The organism is Streptomyces sp. NPDC003077, assembly GCF_040611095.1.
Classification (GTDB): Bacteria; Actinomycetota; Actinomycetes; order Streptomycetales; family Streptomycetaceae; genus Streptomyces.
Genome location: NZ_JBEXNM010000001.1, coordinates 153,167 through 177,824, shown reverse-complemented (window position 1 = coordinate 177,824; position 24,658 = coordinate 153,167). Strand labels below are relative to the sequence as shown.

At 71.6% G+C, this 24,658-nt stretch carries 28 protein-coding genes and 1 tRNA gene; 12 read left to right on the top strand and 17 right to left on the bottom strand.

The features are described 5' to 3' along the window. Positions 1 to 12 precede the first annotated feature (12 nt). Positions 13 to 507, bottom strand: a complete 495-nt coding sequence (locus ABZX96_RS00750; protein WP_355535511.1) for a MarR family transcriptional regulator — start codon at positions 505 to 507, stop codon at positions 13 to 15. A 240-nt stretch (positions 508 to 747) separates the two neighbouring features. Between ABZX96_RS00750 and ABZX96_RS00745 the strand changes: the two genes are divergently transcribed. From ABZX96_RS00745 to ABZX96_RS00735, 3 genes are all read left to right on the top strand, one after another. Further along, on the top strand, positions 748 to 2,208 hold the full coding sequence (locus tag ABZX96_RS00745; protein ID WP_355535508.1) for an MFS transporter: 1,461 nt from the start codon (positions 748 to 750) through the stop codon (positions 2,206 to 2,208). A 43-nt stretch (positions 2,209 to 2,251) separates the two neighbouring features. Continuing rightward, complete coding sequence (locus tag ABZX96_RS00740; RefSeq protein ID WP_355535505.1) at positions 2,252 to 3,049, top strand: SDR family NAD(P)-dependent oxidoreductase; 798 nt, start codon at positions 2,252 to 2,254, stop codon at positions 3,047 to 3,049. A gap of 107 nt (positions 3,050 to 3,156) precedes the next feature. Next, positions 3,157 to 3,351, top strand: coding sequence for a hypothetical protein (locus ABZX96_RS00735; RefSeq protein ID WP_355535502.1), 195 nt, complete (start codon positions 3,157 to 3,159; stop codon positions 3,349 to 3,351). A gap of 18 nt (positions 3,352 to 3,369) precedes the next feature. Here ABZX96_RS00735 and ABZX96_RS00730 read toward each other — a convergent pair whose 3' ends face one another. Together ABZX96_RS00730 and ABZX96_RS00725 are read right to left on the bottom strand one after the other, a co-directional pair. Further along, a complete protein-coding gene (locus ABZX96_RS00730; protein WP_355535499.1) occupies positions 3,370 to 3,711 on the bottom strand; it encodes a hypothetical protein in 342 nt (113 codons plus the stop codon). Further along, entirely contained in the window at positions 3,708 to 4,001 is a 294-nt protein-coding gene (locus tag ABZX96_RS00725) for a hypothetical protein (RefSeq protein ID WP_355535496.1), read from the bottom strand. The genes ABZX96_RS00730 and ABZX96_RS00725 overlap by 4 nt, the downstream gene beginning before the upstream one ends. A 218-nt stretch (positions 4,002 to 4,219) precedes the next feature. On the opposite strand from ABZX96_RS00725, the gene ABZX96_RS00720 reads away from it, so the two are divergent. Beyond that, positions 4,220 to 5,011, top strand: coding sequence for a helix-turn-helix transcriptional regulator (locus tag ABZX96_RS00720; RefSeq protein ID WP_355535493.1), 792 nt, complete (start codon positions 4,220 to 4,222; stop codon positions 5,009 to 5,011). Then, positions 5,008 to 5,232 carry a DUF397 domain-containing protein gene (locus ABZX96_RS00715; protein WP_355535490.1) on the top strand — a complete coding sequence of 75 codons (225 nt, stop codon included), beginning with the start codon at positions 5,008 to 5,010 and terminating at the stop codon, positions 5,230 to 5,232. Before ABZX96_RS00720 ends, ABZX96_RS00715 begins: the two co-directional genes overlap by 4 nt. A 91-nt stretch (positions 5,233 to 5,323) precedes the next feature. Here ABZX96_RS00715 and ABZX96_RS00710 read toward each other — a convergent pair whose 3' ends face one another. The 5 genes from ABZX96_RS00710 to ABZX96_RS00690 form a co-directional block, all read right to left on the bottom strand. After that, positions 5,324 to 6,199: a putative RNA methyltransferase gene (locus ABZX96_RS00710; protein WP_355535487.1), complete on the bottom strand. Its 876-nt coding sequence runs from the start codon at positions 6,197 to 6,199 to the stop codon at positions 5,324 to 5,326. Positions 6,200 to 6,466: 267 nt separating this feature from the next. After that, positions 6,467 to 7,027, bottom strand: coding sequence for a GNAT family protein (locus ABZX96_RS00705; protein WP_355535484.1), 561 nt, complete (start codon positions 7,025 to 7,027; stop codon positions 6,467 to 6,469). Positions 7,028 to 7,192: 165 nt separating this feature from the next. After that, positions 7,193 to 8,563, bottom strand: a complete 1,371-nt coding sequence (locus ABZX96_RS00700) for a sigma-70 family RNA polymerase sigma factor (protein ID WP_355535481.1) — start codon at positions 8,561 to 8,563, stop codon at positions 7,193 to 7,195. Positions 8,564 to 8,574: 11 nt separating this feature from the next. Further along, positions 8,575 to 8,937 (bottom strand): YciI family protein, encoded by a 363-nt coding sequence (locus ABZX96_RS00695; RefSeq protein WP_355535478.1) that lies wholly within the window; start codon positions 8,935 to 8,937, stop codon positions 8,575 to 8,577. Positions 8,938 to 9,216: 279 nt separating this feature from the next. Further along, positions 9,217 to 9,717, bottom strand: coding sequence for a hypothetical protein (locus ABZX96_RS00690; RefSeq protein WP_355535475.1), 501 nt, complete (start codon positions 9,715 to 9,717; stop codon positions 9,217 to 9,219). 159 nt (positions 9,718 to 9,876) lie between these two features. On the opposite strand from ABZX96_RS00690, the gene ABZX96_RS00685 reads away from it, so the two are divergent. From ABZX96_RS00685 to ABZX96_RS00660, 6 genes are all read left to right on the top strand, one after another. Then, positions 9,877 to 10,038, top strand: coding sequence for a hypothetical protein (locus ABZX96_RS00685; RefSeq protein ID WP_355535472.1), 162 nt, complete (start codon positions 9,877 to 9,879; stop codon positions 10,036 to 10,038). Between the two features lie 148 nt (positions 10,039 to 10,186). After that, on the top strand, positions 10,187 to 10,546 hold the full coding sequence (locus tag ABZX96_RS00680) for a hypothetical protein (RefSeq protein WP_355535469.1): 360 nt from the start codon (positions 10,187 to 10,189) through the stop codon (positions 10,544 to 10,546). A 469-nt stretch (positions 10,547 to 11,015) separates the two neighbouring features. Further along, positions 11,016 to 11,606 (top strand): hypothetical protein, encoded by a 591-nt coding sequence (locus ABZX96_RS00675; RefSeq protein WP_355535466.1) that lies wholly within the window; start codon positions 11,016 to 11,018, stop codon positions 11,604 to 11,606. Positions 11,607 to 11,608: 2 nt separating this feature from the next. Continuing rightward, positions 11,609 to 12,889: a peptidoglycan-binding domain-containing protein gene (locus ABZX96_RS00670; RefSeq protein ID WP_355535464.1), complete on the top strand. Its 1,281-nt coding sequence runs from the start codon at positions 11,609 to 11,611 to the stop codon at positions 12,887 to 12,889. After that, positions 12,886 to 13,593 (top strand): ABC transporter ATP-binding protein, encoded by a 708-nt coding sequence (locus ABZX96_RS00665; RefSeq protein ID WP_355535461.1) that lies wholly within the window; start codon positions 12,886 to 12,888, stop codon positions 13,591 to 13,593. Before ABZX96_RS00670 ends, ABZX96_RS00665 begins: the two co-directional genes overlap by 4 nt. A 128-nt stretch (positions 13,594 to 13,721) precedes the next feature. Then, positions 13,722 to 14,903: an ABC transporter permease gene (locus ABZX96_RS00660; RefSeq protein ID WP_355535872.1), complete on the top strand. Its 1,182-nt coding sequence runs from the start codon at positions 13,722 to 13,724 to the stop codon at positions 14,901 to 14,903. A 142-nt stretch (positions 14,904 to 15,045) separates the two neighbouring features. Here the strand turns inward: ABZX96_RS00660 and ABZX96_RS00655 are convergent, their stop codons facing one another. Beyond that, a complete protein-coding gene (locus ABZX96_RS00655; protein WP_355535458.1) occupies positions 15,046 to 15,399 on the bottom strand; it encodes an SH3 domain-containing protein in 354 nt (117 codons plus the stop codon). A 342-nt stretch (positions 15,400 to 15,741) separates the two neighbouring features. On the opposite strand from ABZX96_RS00655, the gene ABZX96_RS00650 reads away from it, so the two are divergent. After that, the gene (locus ABZX96_RS00650) at positions 15,742 to 17,370 is read left to right on the top strand and encodes an ATP-binding protein (RefSeq protein WP_355535455.1); all 1,629 of its coding nucleotides are present in this window, start codon (positions 15,742 to 15,744) and stop codon (positions 17,368 to 17,370) included. 97 nt (positions 17,371 to 17,467) lie between these two features. Here ABZX96_RS00650 and ABZX96_RS00645 read toward each other — a convergent pair whose 3' ends face one another. From ABZX96_RS00645 to galU, 8 genes are all read right to left on the bottom strand, one after another. Beyond that, the gene (locus ABZX96_RS00645) at positions 17,468 to 18,163 is read right to left on the bottom strand and encodes a response regulator transcription factor (RefSeq protein WP_355535452.1); all 696 of its coding nucleotides are present in this window, start codon (positions 18,161 to 18,163) and stop codon (positions 17,468 to 17,470) included. Positions 18,164 to 18,852: 689 nt separating this feature from the next. Beyond that, a tRNA-Ala gene (locus ABZX96_RS00640) sits at positions 18,853 to 18,925 on the bottom strand. Between the two features lie 76 nt (positions 18,926 to 19,001). Further along, positions 19,002 to 20,231, bottom strand: a complete 1,230-nt coding sequence (gene glpR, locus ABZX96_RS00635) for a gephyrin-like molybdotransferase receptor GlpR (protein ID WP_355535449.1) — start codon at positions 20,229 to 20,231, stop codon at positions 19,002 to 19,004. Positions 20,232 to 20,393: 162 nt separating this feature from the next. Continuing rightward, positions 20,394 to 21,017, bottom strand: coding sequence for a GNAT family protein (locus ABZX96_RS00630; RefSeq protein WP_355535869.1), 624 nt, complete (start codon positions 21,015 to 21,017; stop codon positions 20,394 to 20,396). Then, a complete protein-coding gene (locus ABZX96_RS00625) occupies positions 21,014 to 21,652 on the bottom strand; it encodes a MogA/MoaB family molybdenum cofactor biosynthesis protein (protein WP_355535866.1) in 639 nt (212 codons plus the stop codon). Before ABZX96_RS00625 ends, ABZX96_RS00630 begins: the two co-directional genes overlap by 4 nt. Positions 21,653 to 21,726: 74 nt before the next feature. Then, positions 21,727 to 22,209: a cyclic pyranopterin monophosphate synthase MoaC gene (gene moaC, locus ABZX96_RS00620; protein WP_355535446.1), complete on the bottom strand. Its 483-nt coding sequence runs from the start codon at positions 22,207 to 22,209 to the stop codon at positions 21,727 to 21,729. A 194-nt stretch (positions 22,210 to 22,403) separates the two neighbouring features. Continuing rightward, positions 22,404 to 23,720: a gephyrin-like molybdotransferase Glp gene (glp, locus tag ABZX96_RS00615; protein ID WP_355535443.1), complete on the bottom strand. Its 1,317-nt coding sequence runs from the start codon at positions 23,718 to 23,720 to the stop codon at positions 22,404 to 22,406. Positions 23,721 to 23,724: 4 nt separating this feature from the next. Next, positions 23,725 to 24,627 (bottom strand): UTP--glucose-1-phosphate uridylyltransferase GalU, encoded by a 903-nt coding sequence (gene galU, locus ABZX96_RS00610; RefSeq protein ID WP_355535440.1) that lies wholly within the window; start codon positions 24,625 to 24,627, stop codon positions 23,725 to 23,727. Positions 24,628 to 24,658: the final 31 nt, after the last annotated feature.

Sequence of the window (24,658 nt, the reverse complement as noted above, 5' to 3'; positions counted from 1 at the left end):
CGTACCGCGAGATCAGCCCGCCGCTCCGGGCGTCTCCCCCCGCCCCGTACGGGACCACGTCAGCCCCTCCAACTGCTCGATGCTCTGATTCAGCTCGACCAGCAGGCCGACGAACTGCTCGGTGCGCTCCTCCGTCCACCCCGTCGCCTTGATGAGGCGCGTGGTCCCGGCGCGGCTGATGGCGCGATCGGCCTCCAGGCGTTCCAGGCCGAGGGCGGTGGGGCGGAACTTGCGGGCCATGCCCCCGTCCGGATCGGGGATGCGCTCCACCAGACCGTTCCGGAGCATGGCGCTGACCTGGCGGTTGATGGTGGAGACGTCGACCTGGAAGGTGTGCGCCAGTTCCTTGAGGGTGAGCGGTTCACCGACCTCCAGCCGGGTGAGCAGGACGTAGGCCGAGCGTTCCAGGCTCTGACCGATACGGGGGCCGCGCGCGGCGACGAAATGCCGGGACAGCAAGGTCAGCTCCCGCTCCAGATCGCTCAGCCGGCGCTCGTGCTCGCTCATGTCCTTCGTCCTCTTCCACCGTCGGTTCCCTCTCATCATCACGCACGCCCACCCGGGCACGGACCCGCCAACGATTGTGCACGATGCACACCATGTGTATCGTGCACATCTCATCCATGGTGGCCATGGAGTGCCGCGCCACCGCCCCTCCCGAAGCACCCGCTCGGCACCCGCTCGACTTCACACCCCCACCCCGGCCGATCCACCCCCGGCCGACCCGCCCCCGTTCAAGGAGCCCCCTTGCCAGCCACATCCCCCCGCACGGCGAGACCGGGAACGATCACCGCCGTGATCGCGCTGAGCGGCGTCGTGGTCTCGCTCATGCAGACGCTCGTCGTCCCGATCATCCCGATGCTGCCGCGGCTGCTGAGCGCCGAACCGTCCGACGCCTCCTGGGTGATCACCGCAACGCTCCTCGCGGCGGCCGTGGTCACCCCCATCTCCGGGCGCCTCGGCGACATGTACGGCAAGCGCGGAGTCCTGATCGGCAGCCTCGTCGCCCTGGTCGCGGGCTCCGTACTGTGCGCCGTGTCCGAAACGCTGGTCCCGGTGATCATCGGACGGGTGCTGCAAGGGCTGGCCACCGGTGTGATCCCGGTCGGCATCAGCGTCCTGCGCGACGCGTTGCCCACCGAGCGCGTCGGCGGCGCCGTGTCCCTGGTCAGCGCGAGCCTGGGGGTCGGCGGCGCCATCGGCCTGCCGCTCTCCGCCGCCATCGTCCAGTACGCCCACTGGCACGTCCTGTTCTGGCTCGCCGCCGGACTGGGACTGCTCTGCCTGGTGCTGATGGCCGCCGCGCTGCCCGCGTCCCCCAGCCGGGCACCCGGCCGGTTCGACTTCCCCGGCGCGATCGGCCTCGCCGCCGGCCTGGTGGCCCTGCTGCTGCCGATCACCAAGGGCGGCGACTGGGGCTGGACGAGCGGCACCACCCTCGGACTGCTCGCGGGCGGCGTCGTCGTCCTGGTGCTCTGGGCGGCCTACGAGACGCGCACGGTCCACCCGCTGGTGGACCTCCGGGTCACCGTGCGCCGCCCCGTCCTGTTCACCAACCTGGCCTCCATCCTGGTCGGCTTCGCCATGTACGCGATGTCGCTGACCCTGCCGCAGCTCCTCCAGTCGCCGGAGGCCACCGGTTACGGCCTCGGTCAGTCCACCCTCGCGGCGGGCCTCGCCCTCGCGCCGGGCGGCCTGGTGATGATGGCCCTGTCCCCCGTCTCCGCCCGCATCACCGCCCGGCACGGCGCCCGCGCCACGCTCCTGATCGGCGTCGCGGTCATCGGCGCCGGCTACGGCGTGGGGCTGATGATGATGTCCGAGCTGTGGCAGATCGTCGTCACTTCGATGGTCGTCAGCGGTGGTGTCGGCATCGCCTACGCCGCGATGCCCGCCCTGATCACGGGCGCCGTCCCCGTGACGGAGACGGCCTCCGCGAACGGCGTCAACGCGCTCATGCGCTCCATCGGCACCTCCACCTCCAGCGCGGTGATGGCCGCCATCCTGGCGAACATGACCACGCGGCTCGGCCCCGTCGAGGTGCCGACCGAACACGGCTTCCGCATGACCTACGTCGTCGCGCTGCTCGCCGCGGTCGTCGGCATCCTCCTCACCCTCGTCATCCCGCGCGTACCCCGCACCGCCGCGCAGTCGAACGCCGGCCCCTCCTCCCCCGAAGCCTCCCGGCCCGCCACCGAACACCACTGAACACCCCCCTGAATCCCCCACGAACGCACCGAAGGACACCGACATGGCACGCCTCAAAGACAAGGTCGCCGTCATCACCGGCGCGGGCAGCGGCATCGGACGGTCCGCCGCCCAACTGATGAGCCGGGAAGGCGCCCGCGTCGTCGTCGCCGACCACAACTCCCCAGCCGCTGAGGAGACCGCCGCGCTCATCGAGGCGGCGGGCGGCCGGGCGCTCCCCGTCACCGTGGACGTCACCGACGAGGGCTCGATCGCCGACATGATCAACGCGGCCACCGACGAGTTCGGCGCCTTGCACATCCTCTGCAACCACGTCGGCGGCACCAATCCGCGCACGGACCTCGACCTGCTCCGCATGGACCTGGACGAGTTCGACCGGGCCGTCACCCTCAACGTGCGCAGCACCCTCCTGGGCACCCGGCACGCCATACCCCACATGATCCGCGCCGGCGGCGGTTCCATCATCAACACCGCCTCCGTGGCCGCCCTCGTCGGGGACGTCCTGCAAACCTCCTACGGAGCCGTCAAAGCCGCGGTGGTCAGCCTCACGAAGTCGATCGCCACCCAGTACGGCCCCCAGAACGTGCGCTGCAACGCCATCGCCCCCGGCGCCGTCATGACCCCCGCCCTGGCGAACAACCTCCCCACCGACGTCATCGAAGCCCTGAAGCAGGGCAACGCCCTCCCCTACCTGGGCACCCCAGACGACATCGGCCACACCATGGTCTTCCTCGCCTCCGACGAGTCCCGCTACCTCACCGGGCAACTCCTCGTCGTGGACGGCGGGATGACCATGCAGTCCTCGGCGGCGCCGGGACGGCGGGCGATGCTGCCGGGGTAGGCCGCGCGCCTGGGGGTGGGGTGCCCTGGGGGTGGGGTGCCCTGGGTGGGGCGCCCTCTAGCCTGGCCGCATAGCCATGACGGAACCCGACGGAACGAGAACCCGGCGTGAAGAACCGCAGATCAGCACTGTCATGCCTCGTCGTGGTCGCCGTCCTTCTGACCGCGGTGGCGCTGTACGTCTGGTGGACGTTCGCTTCACCTGACGAGCCGATCCCGGGATGGCTGGAGTCCCCCACCCAGCCCGGTCCCAGCGCGCCGGTCTCGGTGAGCGTCAGCCCGGATAGCACGGCACAGCACTGAGAGCCGACCGCGTGACCGTCATTCCTCCCGGCCGTGCGGGGTGGGAGGCACGGCCTCCGACCCCAAACGAATCGCGGTAAGCCGCGCTCCCCTGCTCTCGGCGATCCGCCGCACGTCCCGCAACGCCTCGGCGAGACAGACCGCGAGGTAGCGGAGCTGATCGGAGGTGACGCCCGAGTCGACGATCATGTCTCCCGCGTGATCGAGGAGTTCGTCGGCCATATCGAGCTGTACGTGCTCGATGTGATCGGCGACGCGCGACACGTACCCGGACCCCTCCCCCAGGAGATAGCAGGGCTTGTCATCCGTCCCGCACCACGGGAGCAACCGCAAGCCCTCGGACATCGGCTGCCCGTTCATACGAACACCTCCGTGCCCGGCTCGGCTACGAACCCGTACGCGGCAAGCCACTGCGCCCGTCGCGCCGCGTCCTGTTTCTCGTAAGCGACGAAGTACGGGCGGACGAGTGGGCTGTCCTCGCCCCGGTACGGAGGTGCCCAATGGGAACCGGACGGCTCCGGGAACTCCGGCGCATTGGGCTCGGTCACCGTCAGCAGACGGAATTCCGTACCGAACGAACGATGCCGCCCCAAAGGCGGCCACAACAGCCACAACAGCGGGCCGAAAATACGAGCGAACCAATCCAGCACGTCGTCAACTCCGTTGGTCGATTACCGCACCCCCGACCCGTCCTCGCAGGCCACAAGGGTCCTCGCCACACGACCAACCACCCGGCCGGTCTACACGTCGGCAGCTCGAAATCCCGCCAACCGCGTTGTGTAGCGCTCCACTCACAGATTGAGACGCCGCTCGCTACGCTCGCCAGGGGTCAGCATGTGACAAAGCCTTCGTCACACGGGAGTCGACAATGAGTACGACCTACGGCAGTTGGCTCAGAGCCCAGCGAGAGGCCGCCGGAATGACACAACAGGAATTGGCGGACGCGGCACGCATGTCCCGTTCGCACATCGCGCACATCGAGGCGGGTCGCCGACTTCCGTCCAAAGAAGACGCTCGACGCCTGGACAAGGTCCTGAACACCGGGGATGTGCTGAGCAGCTTCCTGCCAGATGACGGTGTCGTGGTCGCCGACTACTTCGAAACGGCGCGGAACCTCGAACAACAGGCGATCGCCATTCACGAATTCGCGCTGTCCTTTGTCCCTGGCATTTTGCAGACAGAAAGGTACGCGCGTGCGGTGCTGGGCTCCGCGTTCCCTCCTCGGAGTGAAAAAGAATGTGACAGAGCAGTTGTCACACGCCTCGGGCGGTCAAAGGTCCTCGCCGACCCAAAGATGCCTGTAGTATGCGCGCTCCTCGATGAAGCCATTCTGCGTCGCCCCATCGGTGGGCCGGGCATCATGGCCGAGCAGCTGACGCACCTTGCCGACCTCGGCCAATCCGGACGTGTTCGTGTGCACGTACTGCCGTTCAGCGTTGGCCACCATCCGTTGCTGCAAAGCACGTTGTCCCTCATGCGTTTCGAAGACCAACCGCCCATCGCCTACTCCGAGGGCGTGCTCACCGGAACGGTCCATGACACACCGAGCGTTGTCGACCAGCTTCGGGACGCCTACGCTCTGGCGCTGAGCGACGCGCTGCCGCTGAAGGAGTCGCTCGTCCTCCTGAGTTCGACAGCAAAGGACTTCGGACACCAATGACTGAGCACACCATCCCGGACGCTGCCTTACTGGGTGGCTGGCGCACGTCGTCCTACAGCGCTTCCGATGCAGGCACCTGTGTCGAGGTGCTGGACACATACGTCACCGGCGCCATCCCCGTCCGCGACTCCAAAACCCCCCACGGCCCGGCACTCCTCTTCGCCCCCCGCGCATGGGCGTCCTTCGTCACCGCCGTACGGTCCGGAGAACTGCACGCCTGACCCCACCGGCACCCCGAAAATCATGCGGTCCCCGCCAAACGGCGGGACCGCTGTCACGTCATGGCCGTCCCGGCCTCACCTCGGCCCGACCTCACCTCGGCCGATAAACCGACACCAAAAACGACACCCCCACCCGCAAAGGAAGCCCCAGCGCGTCCACCCGCCGCCGGAGCTCCTCTCCATCCACATGGTGCGCCGACGGCCCCATGCCCACCACGTTCACCACGTCCTCCGCCCCCAGCTCGACCTCGTACGCGCACGCCTCGGCCCGCTCGCGCCGGAAGTGCTCGTCCAGCGTCCGGTGCAGCCGCTCGTCCTTGGCCGCGTCGACGGACAACATGCCCAGGCCCAGCGCGTCCCGCAGTTCCTTCAGGTGCGCGGCGGCCGGGGTGGCCACCACCAGCGCGCCGCCGGGGCGCAGCACCCGCCGGAACTCGGCGCCGTTCCGGGGCGCGAAGACGTTCAGCACCAGGTCCACCGACCCGGTGCGGACGGGCAGCGGCTGCCAGAGATCCCAGGTGGCGGCGCAGGCGCGGGTGTGGGCGCGGGCGGCCCGTCGCAGGGCGAACTTGGAGACGTCCAGCCCGAGCCCGGCGGCTTGCGGGAGGGCGTCCAGCACGGCGGCGAGGTAGTACCCCGTACCGGTCCCCGCGTCCAGCACGTTCCCGTCCGGCGGGCAGGCCCCCGACGCCACCTCGGCCAGCGTCCGGGCCAGCGGTGCGTAGTGGCCGCCTTCCAGGAAGTCCGTCCGGGCCTGGACCATGGCGGCGGTGTCAGCGCTGCCGGCCCGCATGTTCCCCGTCAGCAGCCCGACGTAGCCCTGTTTGGCGACGTCGAACGCGTGCCGGGCGGGGCAGCGCAGCGCCCGGTCCGCCAGGGTGAGCCGTTCGCCGCACAGCGGGCAGCTCAGCACCTCCAACTGCCGGGTCCAGGGGGCGTCGGCGGCGGCCGGTGGTGTGTGGGACATGGTGGTTCCTCGGGCAGCGGGGCGGCTGCGGGGTGGTACGGCGGACGGTGTGCGCGGTGGCCGCGCCTTCCCGGGTACCCCGGATGCCGCCGCGTGCGGCGTCCGGGCGGTCACGGCCCGCCGCTTACGGGCCGAAGGCGCGCCATTGAACGGTTCGGCCCGGCCCTGCGGAACGACCCGCACTGATCCAATAGATCCGGCGCATTTCCGTCAAGCCGGACGCGGCGCAGGTCACACCGCTGGTCAGGGCCGCTCCGCCCGGAGGCGTCAGGCCGCCTGCTTGCCCGCCCGCCACTCCGGCGCCAGCACCGACCAGATCTCGATGTCGTGCCGCGTCCCCCGGTACAGGAAGCTCTCGCGCAGCACGCCGTCCTTCGTCATCCCCAGCCGCCGCGCCACGGCGATGCTGGACTCGTTGGCCGCCGAGGCCCGCCACTCCACGCGGTGGATGCCCCGCTCTTCGACGGCCCAGTCGATGATCACGCGCGCGGCGCGAGTCACCAGGCCCTTGCCCACCGCCGCCGGCTCCAGCCAGCAGCCCGCCTCGGCGACGCCCTGCTCGACGTCCATGGTCCGGAAGAGCACGCCGCCGACCAGCTTGCCGTCCGTCCAGATGCCGTAGATCCGTCCGGCGTCGGCGGCGGCCTTCTCCGCGTACGTCCGGAGGTAGGAACGGGCCCCCTCCACGTCCGCCACCCTGTCGGCCAGCCCGATGTACCGCCCGATGAACTCGCGTCCCCGTTCCATGTGGGCCCAGAACTCCTCGGCCTGCCACGGTTCGAGCGGACGCAGCTCGGCACCGTCGTCACCCAGGGATATCGCGAACATCATCGGCCTCCACGATCGTCACTCGCACTCACGGCGCATCACTCGCACACTTGGCGCCACTCGCACACACGGCCGAAAAATCTTCTCACGGCCGGATGCTCGCGAACGGATTCCACGCCTCCGCGCAATCAACCTCACACGCCGCCCCCCTGCCGGCACCCGACTTCACCCCTCCCCCAGCCGCACCACCCGCCCCGTCAGATACCGCCGCTCCGGCACACTCATCGCCCGCCTCGCGGCCTCCCGATAGGCATCGGCCGCGCGCTCGTACTCCCCGGCCATCTCCAGGAAGTGCGCCCGCGCCGCGTGTAGCCGGTGGTGGCGCGCCATTCGCCGGTCCGCCTCCAGCTCGGCGAGCAGGTCCAGCGCGACCGCCGGACCGTGCACCATGGCGACGGCGACCGCGCGGTTGAGGGCGACCACCGGGCTCGGCTCGACCTGTTCCAGCAGGTCGTACAGGGCAAGAATCTGCGGCCAGTCGGTATCGTCCGCGCGCCCGGCCTCGGCGTGCACGGCGGCGATGGCGGCCTGCAACTGGTACGGCCCCACCTTCCCCCTCGGCAGGAACCGGCCGAGCAGCCCGACGCCCTCCTCGATGAGGCCGCGATCCCACCTCCCCCGGTCCTGCTCGTCCAGCGGCACCAGATCACCGCCGGGGCCGGTGCGCGCCGGGCGACGCGCGTCGGTGAGCAGCATCAACGCCAGCAACCCGGCCACCTCGCCGTCGTCGGGCAGCAGACGATGCAGCATACGGACGAGCCGAATGGCCTCCTCCGACAGCATCGGCACGGTCAACTCGGCACCGTCCGTGGCCGTGTACCCCTCGTTGAAGACCAGGTACAGCACGTGCAGGACAGCGGCCAGCCTCTCGGACCGCTCCTCACCCTCCGGCATACGGAAGGTCGCCCCGGCCGCCCGGATGCTCTGCTTGGCGCGGCTGATCCGCTGCGCCATGGTCGCCTCCGGGACGAGGAACGCGGCGGCTATCTGCGCGGTGGTCAGCCCGCCGACCGCGCGCAGCGTCAGCGCGACGCGGCTCGGGCCGGACAGCGCGGGGTGGCAGCACAGGAAGAACAGCGTCAGGGAGTCGTCCCGGTCCGCGTCCGGCCGCGCGTCGGCGGCCGGCCCGACCAGTTCCGCCTGCGGGGTGGCCAGGGCGGCCCGCTCCTCCCGGTGCCGCCGCGCCTGCTCGGCCCGCACCTGGTCCACCAGCCTGCGGGCGGCCACGGTGACGAGCCAGGCACGCGGGTTCTCCGGCCTGCCCTCGCCCGGCCAGCGCGACGCGGCGGCGAGCAGCGCCTCCTGCACCGCGTCCTCACACGCCTCGAACTGCCCGTAGCGCCGCACGAGCACGCCGAGGACCTGCGGCGCCAGCTCGCGCAGCAGGTCCTCGACGGGGGCGTTTGGCGGCGCGGCGACCCCGGCACCCGGCGTCCCCGGCACAAGAGACGAGGCACGGGCACCCGGTGGCGTGCCCTCCCCCGGGAACCCGGCACGAGCACCCACCAGCGACTCGCTCATGCCGAACTCGCTCACGCCGCACTCACTCACGCCGAACCCGGCGCCTCGTGCAGGATCGGCCACAGCTCGACCGGCTCCCGGTCGGCGTTCGGCATGTCCGCGGCGATCTCCCGCGCCCGCTCCTCGTTCTCGCAGTCCAGCAGGTAGAAGCTGGCCATGTACTCCTTGGTCTCCAGGTACGGCCCGTCCGTCACCACCGGCGCCCCGTCCTTACGGCTCACCAGCCGCGCGGTCACCGCGTCCCCGAGGCCGTAGGCACCCAGCAGCTCCCCGCTCTCCCGGTACTTGGCGTTGAACGCGTCCTGCCGGGCGATGGCCTCGGGCCACTCCTCGGCCGGGAAGGACTCCCACTTCTCCTGGTTGCCGTAGATCATCATCAGAAACTTCATCGAGAACCCTTCCGTCCCGTCTCGCAGGACACCCCTCCGGCGCCCCGCTCACCCCTCAGTCGGAACAGAGCCCGCCCACTCGACATCCCCCGACAACTTCTTCGAAAAAAATCGTCCCAGCCCCGATCACTCTGGTCATCGGGGTTTCCCCTGACCTTTCCCCCACCTCGGACACTCCCCACAAGCCCGAAGCCGAGGACGCCCGCGCGCCGACACGCCCCACTCGCCCTACGCGCCCCACGCGCCCCAAACACCGGCTACCGCCGCAAAAAGGCACCCCTACCTCTTACGCCGCTTCCGCCGCGCCCGCCTTCCACCGGCGCCCCCAACCCCCGTCAGCTCCCCCACCCCCGCCACCACATGCCCCGGCCCCGCCCGCCGCTCCCCGGCGCACCACCACACCACACGCCCGTCCTCCTCCCTCACATGCGTCCCGAGCCGATGCTCGTCACACACCGGCCACGCCCGCCACAACCGCTCGGTCACGGTGTCCTGCGCCGCCTCCGCGACCGCCGCCAGCGCGGACCGAGGCTCCTCCTCGGCCCCAGGCTCCAAGGCGTTCCCGTGCCACTCACCATTGGCCAACGCCACATAAACGCTCTCCGGAGCCCCCTCCTCGTACCCCGGCAGAGCCACCAGCCGCAACGGCTCCTCCTCCGGCAGCGTCACCCCCACATCCCGGTTGACCAGCGCCAACGCCGCATCCCACCCCGGATGCTCACCCACCTCGACCCACCGAGGCTCCACCCCGCCGAAGAACGCGCCCCAAGACTCACCCATGCCCGCCACCCTTCGCCCATCCCCAGCGGGGCCCCACCAACCGAAGCCCCGCCCCCACACCGACCGGTATGCCGCCCCATCCAACTGGTCACCAGATGGCGTGGACCAACTGGGCACCCCTCCGGTGGGCAAAAGCCCGGTCGACGCACCCTTCGAGACATGGACGGCGGGCTCCGTACAGCTGGAATACCGGGAATTCACCGACGAGACGCCACAGGACCGGAGACCGGCCGAAAACACGTCTTCGCCGTCATGAAGACCCAGGCCCTGTCCGGACGCTTCGGCGGCGAGGGCGTCCACCTGATCGTGTATTTCGACTGACGAGGCGCAAAAGCGATAAGCCAGTGACATCCCGGATGAACATCGCCGTAACGGCCCAGTAGGCTGCGGTGATCGTGCTCATGCCCACGGCTCGTGTATGTCGGGGACTGTGCGGACCGAACCACACGGGAACGAATGAGGGGGAGCCGTGGCTCTGGCAGAGCGGCCTTCGCGGGCATGGGACGTCGCGGACTTGGTGCATGAGAAGTTGTTCGTCCTGCCGAACCCCCTCGCCGCGTGGGACAGCGATCCGTTCTGGGTCTCGGTATGGGACTCAGACCCCGAACAGGTCTTGGTCTCTCTGCACGTTCCTCGTGAGAGCGCGCATCCTTTCATCCAGTTGATGAAGGGGTTCGGAGTGACCGCGGAGAGCCCGGAGGTCCAGGCCGACCGCATCCTCGCCGCCGTCCATCGCCCACACCCCCTGGAGAACGCTGTCGTCTGCGGCGGCTATCGCGAGTGCGCCGAAGCGTACGGCTACCCCTGGCCGTCATCGCTGGACGAGTGAGCCACTCGCCCCTCCGGCCCGCGAGGGAATTCCTCCACGCCGTTGAAGAACGCGGAACACGGTTGCAGAACGCGCACACCCGACGCCCGCCCACCCGGTCGCAGGCGACGCGGCATGCCGCCCATGCCACGGACCACCGCCACATCTCGGTGCGACCCCATTCCTCGCGCCATCCACATGCGGACACCGCCCCGAACACCACCCTCAACGCAAAGATCCGGGCACAGCGTGGCCGGTCGTACGGTTGAGGCTTTTTGTGACCCCCGTCCGCCAATTGCCGCGCCAGCAGGTCGGCAGGCCCCACACCAGGACCGAAGCGACAGCGGATCGCCCCCCTTCCCGGCCCGAAGCGCTGAAGGGCCACATGATCGCGTGACAGGTTCTTCAAAAGTTCTTCATGGTTTCCGGCCTACCGTCGCCCTGTCTGCCGCATCTGCGGCCGAGCGGGACAGGAGGAGTGGGAGAGCCCATGAGGACGAAGCGGGTGTTACTGGCCGCGATGGCATCGGTTCTGGCCTTCGCGCTGACCGGCTGCGGCGGTGATGACGGCGGTGCGAAGGTCCCCTCGGCGGGCGGTGCCGACAAGTCCGCCTCGGAGAAGGCGAACGGGGGTGGCGCAGAGGACGAACTGGCCGTGTACGTGAAGGGCCAGCGCGAGTGGGTGAAGTGCATGCGCGACAACGGCATCGACGTCCCCGACCCGGACGAGACCGGGCAGGTCGACCTCTCCGGGCAGGGTCTCGCCCTCAAGAAGGACCCCAAGTTCGTCGGTGCGTCGAAGAAGTGCTCCGCGAAGAAGCCCGCCGTCCCCGAGAGCGTCGAGGCGGCCAACCGGCCCAAGCTCACCCCCGAGCAGATCAAGACCAAGCGCGAATACGCCGAGTGCATGCAGAAGAACGGCGCCCAGGACTTCCCCGACCCGGGCCCCGACGGCTACGGCGGCGGCAGCAACTCCGGTGAACCGGAGTGGGATCAGAGTTCGGCCGGTGCGCAGCGGGCGATGCGCGTCTGCGCCCCCATCATCGGCGATCCGACCAACCCGCCGGCGGGCAAGGGCTGACGATGACCGAGACGGTGACGCACATCGATGACGAGCCCCGAAGGACGCCCACGCCCCCGCGCGGCCGGCGGGGTCGGCGTACGGCGCTGATCGCCTCCGCCGTCGTCGTGGTGGCGGCGGTCGCCGTGGTCGGCGCGCTCGGACTCGGCGGCGGGGATGACGGAGATCCGAGCGCCCCGCCGCGATCCGGCTCCGTCGTCTCGGTGACCCGGGCGACGCTGAGCGAACGCACGTCGCTGGAAGGCCAGTTGGGTTACGGAACGGAGCTTCCGCTGCCCGTGAAGGCACAGGGAACCGTGACCTGGCTGCCCGAGACGGGCACCACGGTCGAGCGCGGCGACGAGCTGCTCCGGGTCGACGACCGGCCGGTGATCCTGATGTACGGGAGCCTGCCGATGTACCGGTCCCTGGGGCTGACGGCCCAGGAGAACGAGCAGGGTCCGGACGAGCGGAACCCGGACGAGCAGCAGCAGAAAGACGCAGGAGGGGCCGGCACGTCCCCGACCCCCTCCAAGTCGGCGGCGCCAGGGGGAGCCGGAACCGATAGGGGCCCCGGCTCCCCCCGGGCGCCGCGCGAGCTGAAGGGCATGGACGTCATGCAGTTCGAGACGAACCTCGCCGCCCTGGGCTACACCGGCTTCACCGTGGACGAGAAGTTCACGAACCTCACGGCCGCCGCCGTCAAGCGTTGGCAGAAGTCGCTCGGTGTGGCCCAGACCGGCACGGTCGACGTGGGCGACGTCATCTACTCCGCGGGCAAGGTACGGATCGGTCAGCCCGGCACTCGGCTCGGCTCCACCGTCGGGGAGAACACCCTCACCTACACCGGAACCACTCGCAAGGTGACCGTCAACGCCTCCGCGGCAGAGTCCGCTTGGGCCGTGCGTGACGCACGCGTCACGGTCAGGCTGCCCAACGGAAACCGCGTACAGGGCAGGGTGGCGGCGATCGGCAAGCAGGCGACCGCGCCCGAGGGGGGCGGAGGCGAGGGCGGCGGGACGGCCCGGCCCGCCACGATCCCCGTGACCGTCACCATCGAGGACCAGAGGGCCGTCGGCCGGTTGGAGAGCGGACCCGTCACGGTCGAGTACGTGGGCAAGGAGGTCAGGAACGTGCTGACCGTCCCCGTCTCCGCGCTCGTCGCCCTCGCCGAGGGCGGGCACGGCCTGGAGACCGCGGACGGCCGATTCGTCGCCGTGCGGACCGGGCTGTTCGCAGACGGCAACGTCGAGGTCAGTGGCGCCGCGGTCCGCGAGGGCATGAAGGTGAGGATCCCCGAGTGAGCGACGCGACGACGGTTGTGGAGTTCGACGCGGTCTCCAAGACCTATCCGGGCGGCGTGGCCGCCGTGCGGAACGTGAGCCTGCGCATCGGGCGGGGCGAACTGGTCGCGATCGTCGGCCCCTCCGGCTCGGGCAAGTCGAGCATGCTCAACCTCATGGGCAGTCTCGACCGGCCGTCCTCGGGCCGGGTCCTCGTCGACGGCCACGACGTCGCGAGCCTGTCGGACCGGGAGGTCTCCGCCCTGCGGGCCACCCGGATCGGCTTCGTCTTCCAGCAGTTCCACCTGGCCGTGGGCGTCCCCGTACTGGACTCGGTCGCGGACGGACTGCTCTACGCGGGCCTGCCCATGCGCCGCCGCCGGGCCAAGGCGTCGGCCGCCCTGGAACGGGTCGGGCTCAGCCACCGCGTCCACCACCTCCCGCATCAGCTCTCCGGCGGCGAGCGCCAGCGCGTCGCCGTGGCCCGCGCCGTGGTCGGCGAACCGCCGGTGCTGCTGGCGGACGAGCCGACCGGCAACCTCGACTCGGCGTCGGGCGCGGCGGTGCTGACCCTGCTGCGCGAGCTGAACGCCGCGGGCACGACCGTCGTCGTCATCACCCACGACCGTGAGATCGCCGCCGGGCTGCCACGCCGCATCGAAATGCGTGACGGCCGCCTGGTCGCCGACACCGCGCGGAGCACGACGATCGGGGCGCCCCGGTGACGGACCACACGACCGGCTCCTCCCGGCAGGACGGCCCGGAGGCGGAGCCCGAGACCGTCCGGATCCGGGCGCTGCCGCCCGGGTTCCCGGCGGACGGGGCCCGGGAACCGGCCCAGCCGCGGGCCGGTCTGCGCGCCGCCCGGCTCGGCCCCGCGGACGTCATCCGGCTCGGCGGAACCGGCCTGCGGACCCGCCCGCTGCGGGTATTCCTGTCCGCCCTCGGCATCGCCATCGGCGTCGCCGCCATGATCGCGGTGGTCGGGATCTCGGGCTCCGGACAGGCGGAGGTGGACCGTCGGCTGGACGCACTGGGCACGAACCTGCTGCGGGTCGCCCCGGGAGAGACCCTCGACGGCACCGAGGCCAAGCTCCCCGTGGAGTCCGTGGCGATGATCAGGCGGGTCCCACCCGTGCAGCAGGTCGCCGCCACTGGGTCGACAGGGGTGCACGTCTACCGCAACGACCGCATCGCCGTCGGCCGCACCGGCTCCCTCGACGTCCTGGCGGCCGGCCCCGGCCTGCTCCCGGCCGTCGGCGGTCACGTCGGCAAGGGCCGCTGGCTGGACTCCGCGACGGAGGAGTACCCGGCCGTCGTGCTCGGCGCGACCGCCGCCCAGCGGCTCGACGTGTACACCCCGGGCACCCGGGTCTGGCTGGGCAGCCGATGGTTCTCGCTGGTGGGCGTCCTGGACCGGGTGCCGCTCGCGCCGGAACTCGACAGCGCCGCGCTGGTCGGCTGGCCCGCGGCCAGGACGTACCTCCGCTTCGACGGGCATCCGTCGACGATCTACGTCCGGGCGGAGGACAGCCAGGTCGCGTCGGTTCGGGCGGTGCTCCCGGCCACGGCCAATCCCGCCAAGCCCGGCGAGGTGCGGATCTCCCGGCCCTCCGACGCGCTCGCGGCCCGCGAGGCGACCCGGTCGGCACTCACCGGGCTGCTGCTCGGCCTCGGCGGCGTCGCGCTCCTGGTCGGCGGGGTCGGCGTCGGCAACACCATGGTCATCTCGGTCCTGGAACGCCGGCCGGAGATCGGTCTGCGCCGGGCCCTAGGGGCGACGAAGGGCCAGATCCGCACCCAGTTCGTGACGGAGTCCCTGCTGCTGTCGCTGATCGGCGGCCTCGCCGGAACCGTGCTCGGAACGCTGATCACGGCCGGGTACGCCTTCAGCCGGGACTGGCCGACGGTCGTCCCCGTCTGGGCGAGCGCGGCCGGCGTCGGCTCGACGCTGCTCATCGGCATGATCGCCGGTCTGTACCCGGCCGTCCGGGCGAGCCGGCTGTCACCGACAGAGGCGCTGTCCGGCACATGAGCCGAACAGCGTTCGGGGCGGGGCCGCAACCCGCACCGCGTGTACGAGCCGTCGCCGGGCATTCCGTACGAGGCAGGGGCGGCCTCATGGGAGACCGCCCCTGATGTGCTCTTATCGCAACGTGCTCAGCGCTCGCGCGGCATCAGCACGGGGTGTAGCTGCCACCGTTGCTCAGCAGGTCGTCACGGACCCAGCCGGTGACGCCGGTCGAGTCGTTGCGCAGGTAGGTCCAGCTGTAGCCGTCGTTGCCCACCGTGTAGCAGTGGTAGTCCAGCCTGTGGGTGGAGTAGGCCACGCCGTTGATGCCGCAGCCGGTGCTGGAGCCGCTGCGCTGGTTCGCGCCGTCGGCCCACTTGCCCCACGAACCGCCGTCCTTGTCCGAGGCGCCGGTGCCGCAGTTGGCGTGCGCGGCGGCCGGGGTGGCGGTGGCCATCGGGACGGCCAGGGCGGCCATCGCGACGGCGGGAAGAATTGCCGCGAGTCGAAGCTTCATCATGAATCCCCCATTGATGTCGTTCGTCGACGCTGTGCCCAGGCGCCTGACGGCGCCCAGGGGAAATGCGGCGGCCATCGCACCAATCCGAATGCGACTGCCGTGACAACGGTCATCTGGCGGTGATTCTGAAGAAATAATTCCGCCGCCGACTGGCCAGTTTCCTCGGGTGATTGGCCTGGAGTGAGTCGAGTGAAAATGCGTCACTCCTGAGGTTCGTTGACCGATTCCACACCCCTGTGGAACCCTCCCCGCAGCCCGACGGCTGTCCCGCGACTCGGGAAACCCCATCGAAGGAGCCCTGGTGAGCGCACATGTCCCGAAGTCCGTGACGGGAGGGGCGCGATGAGCTTCCGGCTTCGGGTGCTCGGTGTGCTGATGCTGATTGCCGTGACCGCCACCGCCGCCACCGCCTGGCTCACCCTGCGGCAGGCCAACCGACAGGTACAGGAGGCCGTCGCGGCCGGCCAGAAGGAGGTCTCCCAGGTCATCGGCGAGCTGCGCGCGTACGGCTTCGCGCACGGCACCTGGGAGGGTTTCGCACCGGTGGTCGGCGCGCTGTCGAAGGACACCGGGCAGCGCGTCCTGGTCGCCACGGAGACCGGCGTCCCGCTCGCCGACTCCGACACCCTCGCGGGCCGCGAGCCGCGACCGCCGGGCAGTCAGCCCCCGATTGTGGTCGACCCGCGCCCGGTGCTGCGATTCGACCGGGGCCTGATGCCGAGCACGGTCGAGAAGCTGACCGCGGTGGCGATCGCCGCATACCGTGCGGCGGCGGCCGACGCGGCATGCCTGACCCGGGCGGGGGCGGAGACGACGGTCCGAACCAACCGCACGGGCATCCCCGTGGTCACCGTCGAGAGCCGTCCGGCCCAGTGCGTGGAGCCGCGGCCCGACCGCGATCCTCAGCGAGCCCTGGATCTGGCCGCGGTCAAGGTGTGCGAGGCCGACCAGCCGCTCGTCCCCTGCCTCCAACGCGTCTTCAACGAGCGCACCGCCTCCGTCGCCCCGGCCCGTCTCGAAGTGCGCTTCGGATACCAGGACGAGTCCCCGCCCACGATCGCCGCCGCCCCCACCATCGCCGTAGCCGTCGGGGTCGCGCTCGCCGCGATCCTCGGGGCGCTGCTGCTGAGCCGGGCCGTGCTGCGGCCCGTGCGGGCCATGACGCTCGCCGCCGAGGGGCTCGGCGAGGGGGATCTGGAACGGCGCGTTCCGGTCACCGGGCGGGACGAGATCGCCCACCTCGGCAGAGCGTTCAACCGCATGGCGGACTCCATCCAGGCCGGTGAGGACCGCCAGCGCCGTCTCACCGGCGACATCGCGCACGAGCTGCGCACTCCGCTCGCCAACCTGCGTGGCTACCTGGAGGCCCTGCGGGACGGGGTCGTCGAGCCGACGCCCGAACTGCTCGACTCGCTCCACGAGGAGGCGCTGCTCCAGCAGCGGATCGTGGACGACCTCCATGACCTCGCGCTCGCCGAGGTCGGCGCGCTCACGTACCACCGCTCCGAGGTCAACCTGCGAGATCTCCTCGAATCCACCCGCACCGCGTACCGCGCCCACGCCGGGGCGGCGGGCGTGACGCTGGAGGTGGAGGCCCCGCACCCGGTGTACGTGACCGCCGACGCGGACCGGCTCCGCCAGGTCGTCGGCAACCTCGTCGGCAACGCGCTGCGCGCCACGCCGTCCGGCGGGCGCGTGACCCTGGCCCTCGTCCCGCACGGCGAGCTGGCCGTCGTCGAGGTGCGGGACACCGGCAAGGGGATACCGGCGGAGCACCTGCCGCACCTCTTCGACCGCTTCTGGCGGGCGGACGCGTCACGGGGGCGGGCGACAGGCGGCAGCGGCCTCGGCCTGTCGATCGCCCGGCAGATCGTGACCGACCACCGGGGCACCATCGACGTGGCGAGCACCGTCGGGGTGGGCACGACGTTCACCATCACCCTGGGCGCGCGCCCGGCCCCGCCCCTTTGAACCACTCAGGTCCCGGCGCCCTGAAGCCGTGCACGTCCCGGGACGCCGAAACCGTTCTCCCCGGGCTCCGAAACCGCGCGCGGCGCCCCGGAACCGCTCAGGTTCGCTCCGCGAGCCGGTAACCCCGTCCGTACACCGTCTCCAGCAGCCTCGGGCTTCCCGGCGCCTCCAGCTTCCGCCGCAGGTTCATCACGTGCGCGTCGACCGTCCGCTCCAGCACGTCCTGGTCGAAGCCGAAGACCCGCTCGATGATCTGTGCCCGGGTGAAGACCCGCCCGGGCTCGCGGGCCAGCGACTCCAGGATGGAGAACTCCTTCGCCGTCAGCGTCACCGGGCGGCCCGCGACCCGGGCCTCGAACCGCGCGGTGTCCAGCTCCAACTCGCCGACCCGCAGCAGCGTCGTCCCTGCCGACGCCGACTTCCTGGCCCGCCGCAGCAGCGCCCGTACCCGCGCGGTCAGTTCGCGCGGGCTGTAAGGCTTGGTGAGGTAGTCGTCCGCGCCGAGGTCGAGCCCGAGGAGCATGTCCTCCTCGGTCGTGCGGGCGGTGAGCAGCAGGATGGGGACGTCGGCGGTGCCCGGCTCGGTTCTCAGGATGCGGCACACGTCGAGTCCGTCGACGTACGGCAGCATCACGTCAAGCACGATCAGATCCGGCCGGATCGACCGCGCCTTCTCCAAAGCGGCGCGACCGTCGGCCACGACCTGCACCGCATTGCCCTCCCGTTCCAGGTAGATCCGGATCAGCCGAGACTGTTTCCCGTCATCCTCAGCGACCAAAATCCGCGCGCTCAACGCTTCTCCCCCAACGAGATCCTGCGATTTCCAGCACCGTAATACAGAACCGGCCGAGCATTTCGGCCGCCGGTCGCCCTTCGCCCTTCTCCCGGCGGAATTCCCGAAAAACGTTACCGTGAGCTGTTTCCAACCTGATGGGAGGTTGGGTCGGCAACCCCGGCAGCGGGCACGAAGAAGGCCGCCGCCGGCCTCGAAGCTTCATGTCCGGCCGTCAGCTTCGGCGGGCGGCCGACGGTGGCCAGTCGGGCGGCGGAGGACAGCCGCAGGCGGCGGGTGTCATGCGCCTGATCATCCACGGCGCCGCTGACAGAGCCCTCGTCGGACGACCGTCCGTACGGGCGAGAACGCGCTCACCGCACTGAAGCACCCGACCGAACTTCGGCTGCCAACAGGTACCTGCGCCGCGGATCGCGCCCACACCGGCTGCTCGCCGGAGAACTTCCAGATCCCCCCACGCCGACTCGGCCACCGCCTCACCCCCACGACCGACCGCCTCCGGCCCGCCTCAGACCGCGATCAAGCCGACGGATCGCCGCACCCGCGCCGACCATGCCACGGCCCGCCCGAGCATCCACCACCCCGAACAGGCATTGAATGCCCCCCGAAACGACGAAGATCCCGCCCGATCTTTCGATCGGACGGGATCTCGTCAACCGCTCCCGAGCTAACTCAAGAACAGTCGGCTGTGGACCTGAGGGGATTCGAACCCCTGACCCCCTCGTTGCGAACGAGGTGCGCTACCAGCTGCGCCACAGGCCCTTGCGACGAGTGAAACTCTAGCATCCCGGAAGCGGTGCTCAAAAATCGTCGTCCCTGCTGGTCAGCGTGGGATGGGTCACTCGTTGGCGGCGCGCGGGCGGTCCTCGTCGGCGTACTGGTCGAACAGAGGTGTGCGTCCGCGGTTGCGGCGGCCCGTGGTGGAGCGGTCGCGGGGCTGCTGGGTGGGGTCGGCGGCGGGGCTGGAGCGGGCGGAGCTCCAGGCGTCGTCGGCGTCGAGGTCGATGTGGCTGGTGGCGCGCGGGGCGACCGGGGCCGTGACGTAGGTGGGCAGCGGGACGGGGACCGGATCCCAGCCGGCGCCGGGGGCGCCGCCCCGTTCCCGTTCGCGCTGCTGGTCGACCCACTCGGCGTGGTCGGTCTGCTCGACCAGCGCGCGGCGGCCGGCGGCCTGGGAGGACGGCTCCGGGCGGGCGGGACGGGGCGGCCGTACCGGCTCCGGGGCGGGGTCGGCGGCGGGCTCGGGCGGGAGCTCGGCGGTCGGCGGGGCGGCCGGGTCCGCGGGCTGGGAGCGGGTGCGGCTCTCGCGGAGCCGCTGGGCGGCGGCCTCGGCCTGGCGCTGGTCCATGACGAAGGTGAAGCGGCGGCGTTCCTGGGCGCGCAGGTAGACGATGTAAGCGCTCAGGAGGACGGCGGGGATGCCGGGGGCCCACAGGAAGGCGATGCCGCCGACGGCCGCGGCGATCGTGCCGAGGGTGAAGGCCAGGAAGAGGACCGTGATGGTGCGGCGGCGGCGCGCCAGGACCTTGGCGCGCCGGATGCGGTCGGCGGCCGGGCGCCTGACGGGCGGGCGGGGCTTGGCGGCGGAACGGTCGGACGGGCCGGTCGGGCCGCCTTCCGCGTTGCGTCCGACCGGGCCACCGTCCGCAGCGCGCCCGGACGGGCCACCGTCCGCCAAGTGGCCGGCCAGGCCGCCTCCCGCAGAGTGCTCGACCGGCGCCTCCTCGGGCGCCAGGCGACCGGAGACCGCCTCACCCCCGTCCGCGAGGGGAACGGCCGGCGCGGGGCCGGAGGCGGGTGTGCCGGAGGACCGGACGTCGGCCGCGTCGGCCGTGGCGTCCGGGTCCGTCGTGACGCCCGCATCGTCGGTGGCGCGGCCCGCGCGCGTCTGCCCCTTGGCGTAGCGGCGCTCCATCGCCGCCCGTCCGGACAGGAGGCGGATGGCGGTGCTGAAGCGCTCCGTCGGCCGGGCCTCGTTGAGCTCGTCCTGCCTGCGGAGCCACATCGGCACCAAGTAGGCGGCCCAGGCCCCGACGATGACTGCGTAGATGAGGCCGCTGCTGCTCACGCCTCACACCGTAGAGGGGTTTGCCGGGGGCCATCCGCCAATTGGGCCGGTGTGTCGCACGATCTGGCTGATATCTCGAACTTTTTTTGTGATTGTTGAGATCAGTAGCCTGCGAATGTGGTCAATTCGTGAACGATTCCGAACGCGTTTCGAACATACATTTCATTTGTGGGGTGCGCTGGGCTTTTCCCGGTGCCAGCGATTGAGCAGGCCCTCGGGGACCTCCTCCGCGGTCAGCGCGTACACCAGGTGGTCGCGCCAGGCGCCGTCGATGTGCAGGTAGCGGGGGCGCAGGCCCTCCTCGCGGAAGCCGAGTTTCTCCACGACGCGGCGGCTGGGGCCGTTCTCCGGGCGGATGCACACCTCGATGCGGTGCAGTCCGACCGTGCGGAAGCAGTGGTCGACGGCGAGCGCGACGGCGGTCGGGATGACGCCGCGGCCCGCCACCGCCTCGTCCACCCAGTAACCGATATGGCCGGAACACATCGAGCCCCAGGTGATGCCCGCGACCGTCAGCTGGCCGGAGAGCTGTCCCCGGTGTTCCACCACGAAGGGGAGCATCCGGCCCGCGTGCGCCTCGGCGCGCAGGTGGCGGACCATCTGGCGGTAGGTGGGGCGGTGCGGGACGGGGACGCCCGGCGGGGGCGGCGGGATCGTGGCCTCCCACGGGCGCAGCCAGTCGCGGTTGCGGCGGTTGACCTCGCGCCAGGCCCGCTGGTCGCGCAGCTTTATGGGGCGAAGGGCGGTGTCGCCGTCCGCCAGTACGACGGGCCAGGGGGCGTTCAGCGGGGGCTCCCCGAGGGGCTGGGGGGCACGTCCTTACCGGGCACGTCCTCATTGGGCGGTGCGCCGGGCGGGCCGCCTTCGGAGCCGGTGGTGTGCGCGGCGGCCCGGTCCACGGGGGCGGCGTGGCCGGACGCATCGGCGGCGTGGCCGGACGTGTGCCCGGACGCCGGGGCCTGCGCGTGGTCGCCGCCCCGGAGCTGGTCCACGGCGTGCGGCAGCAGGTCGGCGAGGACGGCCAAGCCGTCGCGGACGCCGCCGGTCGAGCCGGGGAGGTTGACGATCAGCGTGCGGCCCGCGACCCCGGCCAGGCCCCGGGACAGCGCGGCGGTGGCCACCTTCGCGCGCCCGGCGGCGCGGATCGCCTCGGGGATGCCGGGGACCTCGTAGTCGACGACCCGGCGGGTGGCCTCGGGGGTGCGGTCGGTGGGCGAGATGCCCGTGCCGCCGGTGGTGAGGACGACGTCGTAGCCGGTCCGGACCGCCTCGCGCAGGGCGGCCTCGACGGGGTCGCCGTCCGGGACGACCCGGGGGCCGTCCACCGCGAACCCCAGGGCGGCCAGGCCCTCGGCGATCAGCGGGCCGCCGCGGTCGGGGTAGACACCGGCCGCCGCCCGGTTGGAGGCGGTGACGACCAGGGCGCGGGGGGCGCCGAAGCGGGGGGCCTCGGCGCGGGGGCCGTCGGCGCGAGGGGCGTCAGCGTGCGGGGCGCTCACGCGCGGCTCCAGTCGCCGGACTTGCCGCCGGTCTTCTCCTCGACCCGTATGTCGGTCAGGACGGCCGCCTTGTCGACGGCCTTGACCATGTCCACCACGGTCAGCGCGGCGACGGAGACGGCGGTCAGGGCCTCCATCTCCACGCCGGTGCGGCCGGTGGTCTTCACGGTGGCGCGGATCTCGACGGCGTCGTCGGCGACGGAAAGGTCCACGGTGACGCCGGAGACGTCCAAGGGGTGGCACAGCGGAATGAGGTCCGGGGTGCGCTTGGCGCCCATGATCCCGGCGATGCGGGCGGTGGCCAGGGCGTCCCCCTTGGGCAGGCCCTCGCCCCGCAGCAGGGCGACGACCGCGGGCGAGACCAGGACCCGGCCGCTCGCCGTCGCGGTGCGGTGGGTGACGTCCTTGCCGGACACGTCGACCATGCGGGCCGCGCCGGCCGCGTCGAGGTGCGTGAGGTGTTGCTGGCCGCTGCTCATCGTTCTCCGTCCGGACCTTGCCGTCTGTGCCACGACACGGTACCCGCAGCGGCCCGCGGCGATGAGGCGGCGTCCGAAGGGCGACGACAGACCAGCCCCCGAGGGCCCCGGGAGTTCGCGTCCCCACCACACAAGGGCCCGGGAGCCCGAGCCCCCAAGGAGCCCACGTCCCCAGGAGCCCCCGCCGTCCCGTACTACCCCAGCAGCACCACGTCCACCTCGGCCCCCGCGGCGACCTCGGTGGTGTCCTCCGGGATGACGATCAGCGCGTTCGCGTGTGCGAGCGCCTTGATGAGGTGGGAGCCGGCGCCGCCGACCGGGGTGACCTCGCCGGTGTCCCGGTCGTGGAAGCCGCGCAGGAACTGCCGCTTCCCCTCGGGGGAGCCGGTGACGGCGTCCGCGCACACCGCGCGGGTGGTGTGCCGGTGGACGTCCGGCAGGCCCATCAGGGCGCGGATGGCGGGGCGGACGAAGAGCTCGAAGGAGACGTAGGAACTGACCGGGTTGCCGGGCAGCGCCAGGAGCGGCGTGCGGTCCGGGCCGATGAGGCCGAAGCCCTGCGGCTTGCCCGGCTGCATGGCCAGTTTGCGGAAGGAAACCGTGCCGTCCTCGGCGGAGAGGTCGGCGAGCGTCTCCTTGACCACGTCGTAGGCACCGACGCTGACCCCGCCGCTGGTCACCAGGAGGTCGGCGCGGATGAGCTGGTCCTCCAGGGTCGCGCGCAGGGACAGCGCGTCGTCGGCCACCGCGCCGACCCGGTACGCGATGGCCCCGGCCTCCCGGGCGGCGGCGGTGAGCATGAAGCTGTTGGAGTCGTGGATCTGGCCCGGACCGAGCGGCTCGGCGGGCTGGACCAGCTCGCTGCCGGTGGACAGGACGACCACGCGCGGCCGGGGGCGGACCGTGACCGTGCCCCGCCCGATCGCGGCCAGCAGCCCGATCTGCGCCGGGCCCAGCACCGTCCCCGCCCGCAGGGCCAGCTCGCCGGCCTGGACGTCGCTGCCGCGCGCCCGGACGTGCTGCCGGGCCGCCACGGGGCGGTACACCCGGACCTCGCCGCCGGCGGCCTGCGGCGCGGCGCTGTGGGCGAGCATCCCGGCGGCCGGGCCCGCGCCCGTCCCGCCGTCCGTCCACTCCACCGGGACGACGGCCTCGGCGCCGGGCGGCAGCGGCGCGCCGGTCATGATGCGGGCCGCCTCGCCGGGGCGGACGGCGGGCGCGGCGCCGCTGCCCGCCGCGATGTCCCCGACGACGGTGAGGACGGCCGGGTAGGTGTCCGTGGCGTCGGCCACGTCGGCGATCCGGACCGCGTACCCGTCCATGGAGCTGTTGTCGAACGGCGGCAGGGCGGCGGGGACGGCGATGTCCTCCACCAGGACGCAGCCCTGGGCCTCCGGCAGTTGCAGGTCGATGGGCTCCAGCGGGTGGACCTTGGAGAGGATGTCGTCGAGGTGGTCGGCCACCGACCAGACGCGGTCCTGGTGGGTGATCTGGTCGGTGCTGCCGCTCAAAGCCCTACATCTCCTCGCTGACGTAACTGCGCAGCCAGGCCCGGAAGTCCGGTCCCAGGTCTTCACGTTCGCATGCCAGTCTGACAATGGCACGGAGGTAGTCGCCACGGTCACCGGTGTCATAGCGGCGCCCCTTGAAGACCACGCCGTGCACCGGGCCACCGAGGGAGGGGTCGGCGGCGAGCGTCTGGAGGGCGTCGGTGAGCTGGATCTCGCCGCCCCGGCCGGGCTCGGTCTTGCGCAGCACGTCGAAGACGGCGGGGTCCAGGACGTAGCGGCCGATGATGGCCAGGTTGCTGGGCGCGTCGGTCGCGGCCGGCTTCTCCACCAGGTCGGAGACCTGGACGACATCGTCGTCCCCGGTCGGCGCGGCGGCGGCGCAGCCGTACAGGTGGATCTGCGCCGGATCGACCTCCATCAGGGCGATGACGGAGCCGCCGTACTGCTCCTGCACCTCGACCATGCGCTGGAGCAGCGGGTCGCGGGGGTCGATCAGGTCGTCGCCGAGCAGGACGGCGAACGGCTGGTCGCCGACGTGCGGCGCGGCGCACAGGACGGCGTGGCCCAGGCCCTTGGGGTCGCCCTGGCGGACGTAGTGCATGGTGGCCAGGTCGCTGGACTCCTGGACCTTCGCCAGCCGCTCCTCGTCCCCCTTGAGGACGAGCGCCTGCTCCAGCTCGTAGTTGCGGTCGAAGTGGTCTTCCAGGGGCCGCTTGTTCCGACCGGTGATCATGAGGACATCGGAGAGGCCGGCCGTGACCGCCTCCTCCACCACGTACTGGATGGCGGGCTTGTCGACGACCGGCAGCATCTCCTTGGGCGTGGCTTTGGTGGCCGGCAGGAAGCGGGTGCCCAGGCCGGCTGCCGGGATGACAGCCTTGCTGATCCGAGTACGCGAGTGAGTCATGCCGGAAACCATAACCGCCCCTTCCGGGCAT